At 66.7% G+C, this 12,601-nt stretch carries 11 protein-coding genes; 6 read left to right on the top strand and 5 right to left on the bottom strand.

What is annotated here, in order from left to right; all coding sequences use genetic code 11:
• Window positions 1–40 precede the first annotated feature (40 nt).
• The 4 genes from JQT59_RS35185 to JQT59_RS35170 are packed head-to-tail and all read left to right on the top strand — an operon-like array spanning window position 41 to window position 2,946.
• Window positions 41–1,198 carry a hypothetical protein gene (locus tag JQT59_RS35185; protein ID WP_213574293.1) on the top strand — a complete coding sequence of 386 codons (1,158 nt, stop codon included), beginning with the start codon at window positions 41–43 and terminating at the stop codon, window positions 1,196–1,198.
• Complete coding sequence (locus tag JQT59_RS35180; protein WP_213574291.1) at window positions 1,195–1,953, top strand: ESX secretion-associated protein EspG; 759 nt, start codon at window positions 1,195–1,197, stop codon at window positions 1,951–1,953. The genes JQT59_RS35185 and JQT59_RS35180 overlap by 4 nt, the downstream gene beginning before the upstream one ends.
• 49 nt (window positions 1,954–2,002) lie before the next feature.
• Window positions 2,003–2,419 carry a hypothetical protein gene (locus JQT59_RS35175; protein WP_213574289.1) on the top strand — a complete coding sequence of 139 codons (417 nt, stop codon included), beginning with the start codon at window positions 2,003–2,005 and terminating at the stop codon, window positions 2,417–2,419.
• Window positions 2,416–2,946 (top strand): DUF3558 domain-containing protein, encoded by a 531-nt coding sequence (locus tag JQT59_RS35170; RefSeq protein WP_213574287.1) that lies wholly within the window; start codon window positions 2,416–2,418, stop codon window positions 2,944–2,946. Before JQT59_RS35175 ends, JQT59_RS35170 begins: the two co-directional genes overlap by 4 nt.
• 76 nt (window positions 2,947–3,022) lie before the next feature.
• Here JQT59_RS35170 and JQT59_RS35165 read toward each other — a convergent pair whose 3' ends face one another.
• Genes JQT59_RS35165 through JQT59_RS35155 form a run of 3 tightly spaced genes read right to left on the bottom strand, consistent with a single transcriptional unit; the run spans window position 3,023 to window position 5,782 of the window.
• On the bottom strand, window positions 3,023–3,907 hold the full coding sequence (locus JQT59_RS35165; protein ID WP_213574285.1) for a metal ABC transporter permease: 885 nt from the start codon (window positions 3,905–3,907) through the stop codon (window positions 3,023–3,025).
• The gene (locus JQT59_RS35160; RefSeq protein WP_249354068.1) at window positions 3,904–4,785 is read right to left on the bottom strand and encodes a metal ABC transporter ATP-binding protein; all 882 of its coding nucleotides are present in this window, start codon (window positions 4,783–4,785) and stop codon (window positions 3,904–3,906) included. Before JQT59_RS35160 ends, JQT59_RS35165 begins: the two co-directional genes overlap by 4 nt.
• 13 nt (window positions 4,786–4,798) lie before the next feature.
• Complete coding sequence (locus tag JQT59_RS35155; protein ID WP_213574283.1) at window positions 4,799–5,782, bottom strand: metal ABC transporter solute-binding protein, Zn/Mn family; 984 nt, start codon at window positions 5,780–5,782, stop codon at window positions 4,799–4,801.
• 138 nt (window positions 5,783–5,920) lie between these two features.
• Between JQT59_RS35155 and JQT59_RS35150 the strand changes: the two genes are divergently transcribed.
• The gene (locus JQT59_RS35150; RefSeq protein ID WP_213574281.1) at window positions 5,921–7,009 is read left to right on the top strand and encodes a LacI family DNA-binding transcriptional regulator; all 1,089 of its coding nucleotides are present in this window, start codon (window positions 5,921–5,923) and stop codon (window positions 7,007–7,009) included.
• A gap of 18 nt (window positions 7,010–7,027) precedes the next feature.
• Here JQT59_RS35150 and otsB read toward each other — a convergent pair whose 3' ends face one another.
• Together otsB and kstR are read right to left on the bottom strand one after the other, a co-directional pair.
• Window positions 7,028–9,568, bottom strand: a complete 2,541-nt coding sequence (otsB, locus tag JQT59_RS35145) for a trehalose-phosphatase (protein WP_213574279.1) — start codon at window positions 9,566–9,568, stop codon at window positions 7,028–7,030.
• A gap of 68 nt (window positions 9,569–9,636) precedes the next feature.
• Complete coding sequence (kstR, locus tag JQT59_RS35140; RefSeq protein WP_109326538.1) at window positions 9,637–10,275, bottom strand: cholesterol catabolism transcriptional regulator KstR; 639 nt, start codon at window positions 10,273–10,275, stop codon at window positions 9,637–9,639.
• A gap of 93 nt (window positions 10,276–10,368) precedes the next feature.
• Between kstR and JQT59_RS35135 the strand changes: the two genes are divergently transcribed.
• On the top strand, window positions 10,369–12,531 hold the full coding sequence (locus tag JQT59_RS35135) for an acyl-CoA dehydrogenase family protein (RefSeq protein ID WP_213574277.1): 2,163 nt from the start codon (window positions 10,369–10,371) through the stop codon (window positions 12,529–12,531).
• Window positions 12,532–12,601 lie beyond the last annotated feature (70 nt).

Below are 12,601 nucleotides of genomic sequence, written 5' to 3'. Positions count from 1 at the left end.
AATAAGTGTGTTCGACAGTGCGTTGATCGGGAGGGGACTCGTGGCTGATCCGGAGTACATCAAAGACCCGGAGAATTTTCACTCCGACGGATGGGATCACGCACGCATCGCGAACGCCGTCGCCGGCATGGACGGAAATCAGATCAGTGCCGTCGCCCGGGCATGGACCGAATTGGGTTCGGCAGCAGGCGAAACCATCGTCGCCTTCAGCGACGCCGTCAAGATGCAGATCCGCGAGAGTTGGCAGGGCGCCGCGGCATCTGCGGCGTACGCCGAGACGGAGCGTTACGCCGGCTCCGCACCTGAGGCGCGCGACCAACTACACGGTGTTGCGGGCGCGCTGACTCCGCTCATCGACACCGTCACGGCTCTTCGCGGCAGAGTGCCTCAGACGGTGGGAACCGGGCTCTGGGACAAGCTGACACCGTGGGATACCGATACGGAAGACGAGGTCTACCGCCGCGAAGGTGAAGCGCGGGACGCGATGGCCACCGTCTACAACCCGGGCCTCGCCACCTCGGACAGCTCCGTTCCCGAGTTCACGAAACCGGAGAGCAGGGTCGACGTCCCCTCGGGCCCGGCCGGTCCCGGTGTCGACCACGTGGGCAGTGCCCCGAATTCGAGCGATCGGATCGGTGGGCCGAGCGCAGTGCAGCCGCTTTCCGGCGAGGCTCCCGCCGGCGAATTCACCGCTGCGGACAGCGCACCCACCGCAGATGGCACTGAGCAGAACACGGCAACCGCGCCGAAAACGGCCACAGCACCGGCCACGACGGCCCCGGCCTCCGCGACGGGTGATCAGGCGCAGAGCCGGACGGGTATGCCGCACAGTGTCGATTCGTCCTCTGGCGGTGGCTCGCGAGCAGGTGGTGTGGGCGGCGGTGGCTCGGGTGGCGCTCTCGGGTTCGGGTCCGGCGGACTGGGCGGCAGTAGCGCGGGCGGTGGACGATCGGGTTCGGTCGCGGGAGCCGGTGGAAAACCAGGTGTCGCGGGGGTTACAGGCGGCGGGCGCGCCGGTTCCGGTATGCGTGGAACCGGGCCGATGGGCGCCGGAATGATGGGCGGGGGAGCTGGAGGAGCCAGGGGCACCGGCGAGGACAAGGAGCACAAGACCCCCGACTACCTGATCACACTCGACAACGGCAACGAGTTGATCGGCAAGCTGCCCCTCGTGTCACCGCCGGTGATCGGTGCATGAGCATGCGCAATTGGCAGCTGCGACCGGAGCTTTTCGACGCACTGTGGTCCGGTACCGGGCAGGACCGCATGCCCTACCCGTTTCGGATCGTCAGCTCGCACGCCGGGCTCAATGCATATGTCGCAGAGCAGAACCGGATACGAGAAGCATTCGGGGGAGCAGAGCACGACGATGTGCGGACGGCGTTGGAGATGCTTGCCGGACCCGACGTGTATGTCGAAATCTCCGGTTCCACCGCCGACGAGGCGCCGATCCGAATCATCGGCGCGCAGCACCGACAATGGTCGGTGATCGCGACACAACTCCCCGGCCGGGCACCGCAGGTCGGTGGCGACGTGGTGATCGGGACCGGTGTGGCGGGGCAACTGGGCGCCCAGCTGATCTGCCTCATCCCACCGAACGCCGCCGGCCGCCGCCGATTCCAGCGGCGCGACGACGACGGTACCCACCTCTCACAAGGAATCTTGCAAGACGTCAATCGGGTCGCCCCCGCCCGACTCGAAACCGCCCTGCAGAAGGGATACGCGGGCCGCGGCAAGATCCGCGTCTTCCGCGGTCCCCGGTACGGCGCCGGCAGGGACATCGGAGTTCTGCACTGGATCGACATCGCGGGCGACGGACGCTATGTCATCGGCCCACACGATCCCGGCGCAGCCAACCCGGCAGGACCTCGCGAACTCGTATCGGCGCTCGACACCTTGATCCGAGTCGGTACCACCCAGCGAGCAGGCTCGACGACCGCCCGCGGTTGGTAGATTTGCCACGACGTGCAGGGTGGGGACGACAACCAAGGGGGACACGAACATGGCTGGTCCGGACGCACCGGAAGCCGGATGGAAGGCTTTCACCGAGAACGTAGTCGGGGGCGGCAGGCTCGAACTCGACCCAGCCGGCATCGAGCAGTGCATCAAGCTGTGTCAGGCGCATGCTGAAGATATGCGGATCCTCGCGGATCGTGCACGTGATGAACTGCGCGCCACTGCGCTCGGAATTGGCGAAAATGACATCGACTCCGCGAAGGAACTCGCGCGCAAATTCGACGAGAAAGCAACAGGTGGGGGAGACGTCATTGCGTTCTCCAATACCGCAGTCGGTCTCTTTCTGGCGCATCAGGCTTACGCGAAAGATATGCGCTCAATGTTCGAAGCGGTGTTGGTCCGATACCGGGAGCAAGATGCCACGCTCGCGGCTGACCTCGGTTCTACAGGTGCGGGGCTGTGAAGCGGCGGCTGCGGCTTGCGCAGATTGTGCTAAGCGTCTTCTCGGCCTTTTTGGCTGCGGGCTGCTCACCGACAACCGACGGCGATCCGAGTCCTCTACCACCCACCGAGATCGGATTTCATCCGTGTGACGGATTCCCGGTCGAAGTGATTGGCAGTATGGGCCTCGACGTTCGGCCGCCAGACCGCCGTGACCATGACAATCCGACTTCGCTAGGTTGCGGTTATCTCTCGAACCTGCCGGAGTATGGGATCACTATCGCGGCACGTTCAGAAACGACCGCCGAGGTAGGGGCTGACGACCGCTTCACCGTCCTGAGTGAGACGACGATTGGCGGCCGCCCTGCGCTGGTGTCGGACTTTCGTGGTGGGAGTGCGTGCACGGTGTCGGTGGCGATCGAGCCGGGGATTCTCGAGTTCATGATCGGGTACAGCGAGTTGGAGGATTTCACGACCGTCGACGCTGCGTGTGATCAGGCGACGAAGGTGGCGACGACGCTGGCGCCGTATTTCCCCGACCACTTGTAGGCCGCATCCTGTACTGAGCCGCCACTTGTCGACCTGTGAGGGCTGATTCGGCCGTCGAGGTGCGGGGAGTGGGGGCTCAGTGCGTGTGCGCGGCGATGCGTCCCGTGTTCTTCCGACGCCTGGAGCCGCCGAGGCGGCAGATCAGGTAAATCACGAAGGAGATCGTCGTCACGAAACTCGAGACGGGGACTCCGGGGGCCAGGGACAGCAGGATGCCGCCCACGGCCGCGAGTTCCGCGAAGACGATCGACAGAATCGTCGCTTTCACCGGGCTCGCCGTGACGAAGGCTGCAGCCGCCGCGGGCGTGATGAGCAGAGCCATCACGAGCAGCGCCCCGACGATCTGCACGCCGAGGGCCGCGGTGATACCCACGAGCACGGCGAACACGATCGACAGTGCACGCACCGGCACCCCGCGCGCCTCGGCGACGTCGGGGTCCGTGCTGGCGAACAGTAGAGGCCGGTAGATGAGGGCGAGAACCCCGATGACCACGACAGCGCAGAGCAGCAGCAGCGCAAGCCCACTGTTTCCGGGCGCCACGATCTGACCGATCAGCAAAGAGAAGCTCGTGCCGGTGCGGCCTTCGTACGACCAAATGAACAGCACGGACAGTCCGAGACCGAAGGCCATGATCACGCCGATCACCGAGTCGCGGTCGCGTGCCTTCGCTCCGAGTAAGCCGAACAAGATCGCAGCCACGACGGAACCGACGATGGCGCCTGCACCCACACTGATACCGACGAGCAGTGCGGCCGACGCACCGGTCAGCGACAGCTCGCTGGTCCCGTGAACCGCGAACGACATCTGCCTGCTCACGATCAGAGGCCCGATGACGCCTGCCAGCAAACCGAGGATGGCGCCGGCGATCAATGCCTGCTGGACGAAGTCGTACTGCAAGAGGTCGATGGTGGCGGAGACATCGAACAGGTGCGACATCGCATCGGTGAACTTGTTGCTCATGCGTGTTCCTCGCACGTGTGATGCACACCTTCGCCGGGGCGAAGTCCGCCGGCGCTGCCGAGTGCGTCGATGGCGTCGCCGGTGCCGATCACGATGAGACGTCCCCGCACGTGCAGGACCTCGACTTCGGTGCGATACAGCTCGGACAGCACCTCGGAGGTCATCACCTGGTCGGGTGTGCCGATTCGGAATTGGCCGTCGACGAGGTACAGCACCCGGTCGACCAGCGGCAGAATGGGATTGATCTCGTGGGTGACGAACAACACCGCGGTGTCGTGCGTGCGTCGCCGCCGATCGATGAGGCTCGACACGAGACTCTGATTGGCCAGGTCCAAGCTGAGGAGAGGTTCGTCGCACAGCAGTATCTGCGGATCTCCGACGAGTGCCTGAGCGATCCGCAACCGCTGCTGCTCGCCGCCGGACAGCGAACCGACGGGTGCGTCGGCGTAACTTTCGGCACCGACCTCGGCGATCGCTGCGTCCACGATCTCCCGGCGATGCCCCCGGCGCAGCAGCCCGGTTCCCCACCGGTGGCCGTCGACACCGAGACCGACGAGGTCACGTCCCCGGAGGGGAAGCCCGTCGTCGAGCGACTTCTGCTGCGGGATGTACCCGACGTTCGAGTTTCCGGCTCGGGCCGGTGATCCCGCGATCCTCGCGGTCCCGGAATCGAGGCCCAGCTGCCCGAGCAGCACCTTGAGCAGTGACGTCTTGCCGGAGCCGTTGGGTCCGAGAACGGCGACGAACTCGCCGGGCTCGACGGTGAGATCGAGATGCTGCCACAAAGTGCGTTCGCCGAAAGACAGTCGCGCCCCCGTCAGTTCGACTGCGGGGATGCGACTGCTGTGTTCGGTGTTCGTCGAAGAGAGTTCCGTCACAAGCCGATCAGTTCTATTGCAGCGCCTTGGCGAGGGCCTGGGCGGTGTTGGTCTGCCACTGAATGTAGTCCAACCCCTCGGGCAGGGTTTCGGTTACCTCGACGACGGGGACGCCTGCGGCCTCCGCGGTGGCACGCACGTCCTCGGTGACCTTGTCCTGTGTCTGGGTGTTGTAGACGACCGCCTTCACCTGCTTGTCGGTGATCAACTGGCGCGTGGCTGCGATAGCGGCGGGTGCGGGATCGTTGCCGTTCTCGATGGCACTGGTGAAGTCGGCGGGGGTGACGTCGTTCAGTTCCGCCGACTCGACGAGGTAATGCGCGATGGGCTCGGTCTGGGCGATCGGCGCGTCCTTGTGCGCGGCCGCGATGCCGTCGGTGACGGCAGTGATCTCCGCGAGCCGGCCGTGGAAGGTTTCGGCGTTCGCCGTGTAGACGTCGGCGTTGTCGGGGTCGAGTTGGCCGAGCTTCTCCGCGATGGCATGTGCGGTCGCGTCGACGGTCGCGACGTCGTACCAGACGTGCTCGTTCACCTCGCCGTGTTCGTGGACGTCGCCTTCGTGCCCGGCCTCTTCGCCTTCGTGTCCGGCCTCTTCACCCTCGTGCGCGGGCTCGCCTGCGTGTGCACCGGCTCCGAAGAGTTCGAATGCGTTGACCGAGAGCTGGTCGCCGTTGCCGGTGTTGATGATGTCATCGACGAAGTGGTCGTATCCGCCGCCGTTGTAGACGATGAGGGACGCGTCGGTGAGCTTGGCGGCGTCGGTGGGGCTCGCCTCGAAAGAGTGCGGATCCGAGGACGGCTCGGTGATGATCGAGCTCACCTCGACCTTGTCGCCGGCAACCGCCTGCGCGACGCTGCCCCACACGTTCGTCGACGCGACGACCGTCAAGGCGCCGTTGCTCGACGTGTCGGAGCTGCACGCAGTGAGGGTGAGGGCAGCGGCGAAGGACAGCCCGACGGCGGCCGTTGCGACACGAAAGCCTGAGGAAGCGCGCACAGAAAAACTCCTGACAGAAGACGAGCTAAATGCTATTGGAAACCGTTACCGTTGCACTTTAGCGGATACGTCCCTGGTAGTGCACTTTCGGCCGAGCCCCGCCGAACCGTCGAACACTTCGGGTACTAACGTCCCCCTATGCCCAGGTCTCGACAGCCGCGCCGCCAAGCCACGCTGGCGTCGCTCGCGGCCGAGCTCAATATCTCCCGCACGACGGTGTCCAACGCCTACAACAGGCCCGACCAACTTTCCGCGGAACTCCGCGACCGGGTACTGCAAGCCGCGAAACGCCGTGGCTATCCGGGGCCGGATCCGGTGGCTCGTTCATTGCGAACACGTAAGGCGGGTGCTGTGGGGCTCCTGCTGACCGAGGCGCTCAGCTATTCCTTCCGTGACCCGGCGGCGATGAGCTTCCTGTCCGGGCTCGCCGAGTCGTGTGAGTCGGCGGGGCAGGGCCTGCTTCTCATCCCGGCCGGGCCGGGGCGTGACGACGCCGACGCCGCGGCCGTCGTGCAGCAGGCCGGTGTCGACGGGTTCGTCGTCTACTCGGTGGCGGACGACGATCCGTACCTCGCGGCGGTGTGCGAGAGGCACCTTCCCGTCGTCATCTGCGATCAGCCCCGGGAGATACCGGGAGCATCACTCGTGGGAATCGACGATCGGGCCGCGATGCGGGCGCTCACCGACTACCTCATCGGGCTCGGGCACCGCGACTTCGGGGTGCTCAGCATGCGGTTGGGCCGCGACCGCTCGGATGGGATCGCCGACGCGGAACGGTTGCGCTCGCCGAATTTCCATGTTCAGCGCGAGCGCATCGGTGGAGTTCGTGACGCGATGTCCGATGCGGGCCTGAACCCGGAGTCGCTCACCGTGGTCGAGCGTTTCGAGCACACCGGACGATCCGGTCACGCGGCCGCCGCCCAAGCGCTCGGCGCGAATCCGAACATCACCGCCCTCGTCTGTACCACCGACGTGCTGGCGCTCGGCGCCGTGGACTGGGCGCGCTGGCAAGGAATCGACGTTCCCGGCCAACTGTCGATCACCGGATTCGACGGCGTCGGCGAAGCGCTCCGCGAGGGAATTACCACCGTGCGGCAGCCTCAGGAGGACAAGGGTCGGCGTGCCGGCGCCCTGCTGATGTCTCCGTCGCACTCCGGCGTCGCAACGGTCGAAATGCTCGACACCGAACTGTCACGCGGATCCACCGCCGGCCCCGCACCTCGCTGAGGCGGCCCTACGGCCTGCTCACGCCAACAGCTGTGCGCAGCGGAGCAGACCGAGGTGGCTGTACGCCTGCGGGTGGTTGCCGAGCGAGCGTTCCGCGACGGGGTCGTACTCCTCGCTGAGAAGCCCGGTCGGTCCCGCCACGTCGACGAGCTGCGCGAACAAGGCCTCCGCCTGTGATCGCTGACCGATCAGCAGGTAGGCCTCCACCAGCCAGGCCGCGCAGAGATGGAACCCGCCCTCGGTGCCCGGCAAGCCGTCGTCGTGGTGGTACCGGTACACCGTCGAACCGCTGCGCAGTTCCGCTTCCGTGGCCGTGACGGTGGCGGCGAACCGCTCGTCGTGCGGGTCGATCAGCCCGGAGAGCCCGATGTGCAGTGTGGCGGCATCGAGGTCGGTGCCGTCGTAGGCGGCCGTGTACGAGCGGACCTCGTCCTTCCACCCCTTCTCGCGCACCTCGTCCGCGATCTTGTCCCGCAACGGCGTCCACCCCGGTTCGATGGGGCGGCCGAAGTGCTTCGCCAGCGCCACCGCCCGGTCGACGGTCACCCAGCCCATCACCTTCGAGTACACGTGATGGCGCGGGTTGTCGCGGATCTCCCAGATGCCGTGGTCCGGTTCGAACCATCGGCGCTCGACGGCCGCGACCATCGCACACACCAGCTCCCAGTCGCGATCGTTCAACGCCACCGCGACGCCCTGCTTCTCGCGGGCACGCGACAGATCGGCGATCAATTCGACGATAGGACCGAACACGTCGAGCTGGACCTGCTGATTGGCGGCGTTGCCGATGCGCACCGGACGCGACCCGGCATACCCTGGCAGTGAGTCGATCACGGCCTCGGGAGGAAGTCCGGTGCCGTGGAGGGTGTAGAGCGGATGCAGACGCTCGGGGCCGGGAATGGTCTCCAGCACGTCGTGCACCCAGTCCAGGAAACCCTCGGCTTCGCTCAGCGAGCCGAGGCTGACCAGTGCGGACGCGGTGAGCGCGGCGTCGCGGAGCCAGCAGTAGCGGTAGTCCCAGTTGCGGACGCCGCCGACTTCCTCGGGCAACGAGGTGGTGGCCGCGGCCATGATGGATCCCGAATCGACGTGGACCAGACCGCGCAGGGTCAGCGCCGAGCGCTTCATCAGGTCGGGCTTCAGTGTGGGCAGGGTCAGCCCCTTCGCCCAGTCCGACCAGTACGCCTCCGATGCGGCGCGGCGTTCTTCTTCCGGTGTGTGCGAGGGGCCGATGTCCTCGGTGCCACACCGCAGTTCCAGAACGACGTCACCTTCGGACGGGTCGACGACGGCGTGGGCCGTCTGCTGATTCCCGTCGGAGGTCACGTTCCACCGGACGCCCGGCGAGCGCAGGACGATCGGCTCGTTGGTGCCGTGCACGCGCAATCCTTCGGCGACCGCCTCGAGGATCACCTGACCCTGGCCGAACTCGGGCCGCGGTGCGAATGTGACGACCGCGGCGGCCTGCCCGCTGATCACCCGGGTCAGATCGGTGCGACCGGGACGCACGTCGTGCGGCAGGTAGTCGGTGACCGAGAGGCTGGCCCACCGTGTCTGCACGGTCATGGTGCTGTCGACGTAGCGCTGGCTCAGCGGCAGGGCGCTGCGGTGCGGGCCGACACTGAAGTGGCCGGCTTCCGGTCCGCCGAGCAAATGCGCGAAAACGGAGGCGGAGTCGGGTTCGGGGTGGCACAGCCAGGTGAGGGTCGCATCCGGAGTGACGAGGGCGACGGTCCGTGGGCTGGCGAGCATGGTGAGCCGCTCGATCGGTGGGGCATGCGCGCCCGACAGCCAGGTGCGACGCTCCTCGAGCAGGAACGCGAGGGCGGTCGCGACCTCTTCGGTGGTGTCTACCCGGAACTCGGCGAGGCTGTCGCCCGACCCGACCTTGACGCCGACGTCCGGGCCCTGCAGTCGCGAGAACGCTTTCTCGTCGGTGACGTCGTCGCCCACGAAGACGGCGGCGGTGGCACCTTCCTGATGGCGGATCAGGTCGAGGGCGTGACCCTTGTCGGTGGCGACCACGGCGAGTTCGATCACCGACTTGCCTTCGGTCACCTGCACGCCCACGCGCTGCGCGGCGTCGGCGCGGACGGCGGCCAGGGCCTTCTCGCCGTGCTCGGGGTCGGCATTGCGGACGTGCAGTGCCACGCTGGCGGGCTTGGTCTCCACCCCGGTGCCGGGATGCAGTTGGGAGATCTGGCGCAGATCCTCGGTGATCTCAGCGAGCAGTTGGCGCGCGTCGGCGTCGATGGCGTGGATGAATCCGATATCGAATTCCGATCCATGACTGCCGACGAGCTGAACCTCGGCGGGCAGGCGGGACAGCGCCGCGAGATCCTTCAGCGCCCGACCCGAGATGACGGCCGCCGTCGTTCCTGCCAGGCCGGCGAGACCGCGGAGGGCTCGCACCGATTCGGCGTGCGGAAATGCTCTTTCGGGGTCGGACACGATGGGGGCCATCGTGCCGTCGTAGTCGGAGGCCACGAGGAGACGAGGCGTCCTCGCGACCCGGGAGAGGGCACGGCGGAGTTCGATGGGCAGATCTTGAGCGCTCACGCGTTCAAATCTAGGTGATGCAGCGGCGGAGAGCGCATTGTCGCTTCCGGATGTGCGCGGTTCGTCCCTTATTCAGGTCTGCGGCTTCCGTCACCGAGGAGCAGTTCGACGGTGAGTTCCAGCCGATTCGCCACATCGGTGGCTGAGGAACGGCGTGTGAGCCAGGCCACCAGATTCGACAACCAGACGTCGGAAATCACGCGAGCGACGGCAAGCTGGTCCTCGGTGGGCTCGGTGTCGGTCATGGCCCGCGCGAACAGCCGGTCCATGAGCTTGCCCACCTGATCGACCTCGGCGGCGGCGGAGGCGTCGGCGAACATGAACGCCCGGGTCATCGCCTCGGTCAGCAGCGGGTCACGCTGCATGGCGCGAGTGATCTGGCTGAGGATGAGCTGCATGCGCTCGAGGGGATTGCTGCCCGGCGGATTCTTGCCCCGCGAATCGATTCGCTCGAACTCGCGCGCCAGCGCCGACACCAGCAGGTGCACCTTGGACGGGAAGTAGCGGTACAGGGTCCCGACCGCAACGTCCGCACGTTCCGCGACCGCGCGCATCTGCACGGCTTCGTATCCGCCCTTGGAGGCCAGGGCCAGGGTGGCGTCGAGGATCCGCTTGCGCCGTTCCTTCTGCGCGTTGGAACTGAGATCGTCCTCGCCCAGCGTCGCCGCAGCGACTGTCGTGGGTCGGGATCGAGAGCTGGTCGTCATACGTGTTTTCCTTCGCGCCTTGACTCATGGCCAGGTGACATATTAGAACACGTTCTAGACGAATGTGTCATTCAGGAGAGGCGGAAACCCGTTGTGACTATCGCCACCACCGAGGAACAGAGGGCTGCAGCGGGTTCGATCCAGGCGTGGGCGCGGTCCACGGACCCGCTCGTCACAGTACGCCAGGGACCAGCGGATTCGTGGCGCACGTCCTGGTCGTCCTTCGCGTCGCTCGGGATCTTCTCCGTTGCCGTACCCGAGGCGGTCGGTGGCTCGGGTGCGGAGATCGTCGACCTCGCCGCGATGATCGAGCAGGCTGCAACTGAACTCGTCCCGGGTCCTGTTCTGCCTACCGCGCTGGCGGCACTGGTCGTCGGGCGCAGCACCGGCGCTGCTGCGAAGACCTGGTCCGAAAATCTCGCCGACGGGAAGATTCCGTGCGCGGTCGCTCTCGGCAGTCCGCCGGTGAACGCCACCCTCGCCGACGACGGGGGGCTGGTGATCACCGGAGACGCCGGTTTCGCGATCGGTGCGGGCTCGGGAATGTCGGTGTTGCTGGCGGCCGACGCCGGTGACGGCGTCGTGTGGTGCCTGGTCGACGGCGAGTCCGCCGGACTCGAGGTGGCTCCCGCCGACACGATCGACAAGAGCCGGTCGCTCGCACGCATCCGGTGTGCAGACGTTGCCGTTGCACCGGACCGCGTGATCACCGGGCTGCGGGAGGGGCTGGTCCGGGATCTCGCGGCCACACTGGCTGCGGCGGAGGCATCGGGGGTCGCGCGCTGGTGCCTGCGCACCGCGGTGGACTACGCCAAGATTCGCGAGCAGTTCGGTAAGCCCATCGGCTCGTTCCAGGCGATCAAGCATCTGTGCGCCGAGATGCTGTGCCGCGTCGAAGCGTCGAGTGCCGCGGCCTGGGACGCCGCGGTGGCGGCCGAAGACGCGTGGGACGCAGACGGCGGTGAACTGCCCATCGCCGCCGCCGTCGCTGCGGCGGTCACACTCGACGCCGCGGTGGAGACCGCCAAGGACTGCATCCAGGTGCTCGGCGGGATCGGCTTCACCTGGGAACACGACGCCCACTTCTATCTGCGCCGGGCGACGTCGCTGCGACAGTTGCTGGGTGGCTCGACGAGGTGGCGCGCGAGGGTGGCCGAACTCACCCGCGGCGGCGCCCGCAGACACCTGTCCCTCGATCTCTCGGAACTCGCCGACGAGCGGGCCCGAATCCGAGCCGAGGTGAAAGAACTGGTCGCGCTGCCCGACTCCGAGCGTCGCGCCGCACTCGCAGAGTCGGGCTATCTCGCGCCGCACTGGCCCGAACCGTACGGGCGGGGCGCGCGGGCCGCCGAACAGATCCTCATCGAGCAGGAGCTGGCCGCAGTCGGTGTGGCACGGCCGGACCTGGTTATCGGGTGGTGGGCGGTGCCCACCATTCTCGAGCACGGAAGTCCGGAGCAGATCGAGCGTTTCGCGATGCCCACTCTGCGCGGCGACATCATCTGGTGCCAGCTGTTCAGTGAGCCGGGGGCCGGTTCCGACCTCGCGGCCCTGCGCACGTCCGCCGTGAAGGTCGACGGCGGATGGACACTGTCGGGTCAGAAGGTGTGGACCTCGCGGGCTCACGAGGCGGACTGGGCGATCTGCCTCGCCCGCACCGACCGGGATGCGCCGAAACACAAGGGCATCACCTACTTTCTCGTCGATATGACAAGCCCGGGAATCACGGTTTCACCGCTTCGCGAGATCACCGGCGACGCCCTGTTCAACGAGGTCTATCTGGAAGACGTGTTCGTGCCCGACGATCTCGTGGTCGGCAATCTCGGTGACGGCTGGAAGCTGGCCCGCACCACCCTGGCCAATGAGCGAGTCGCGATGGGCGGTGGGTCGTCGTTGGGCGCGGCAATGGAAGAGCTGCTGACACTCGCAGGTGAAGGCGATCCGGTGACGGACGATCGGCTCGGCCGATTGATCGCAGGCGCGCTCGTCGGGTCTGTGCTCGAACTGCGCACCACCCTTCGGCAGCTCGACGGCCAGGATCCTGGAGCGGAGTCGAGTGTGCGCAAGCTGGTGGGTGTGCGCCAGCGCCAGGAAGTGGCGGAATTCGCGATGGAACTCGGCGGCGTCGACGGGTGGGTGGAAGGTCCCCTCTCGCGTGAGTTCCTCAACACACGATGCTTGTCCATCGCCGGCGGCACGACGCAGATTCTTCTGACCGTCGCGGCGGAACGCATTCTCGGACTGCCCCGATCCTGAGCGCCTCCCGCGATGGCCTTTCGCGAGTTCCGCGATGGTGATACAACTAGAACACGTTCTAAATCGAAAG

This window comes from Rhodococcus sp. USK13 (genome assembly GCF_018343855.1).
GTDB lineage: Bacteria > Actinomycetota > Actinomycetes > Mycobacteriales > Mycobacteriaceae > Rhodococcus_F > Rhodococcus_F oxybenzonivorans.
Note: the sequence above shows the minus strand (reverse complement) of the source record. Positions and strands in the feature narration are given on the sequence as shown.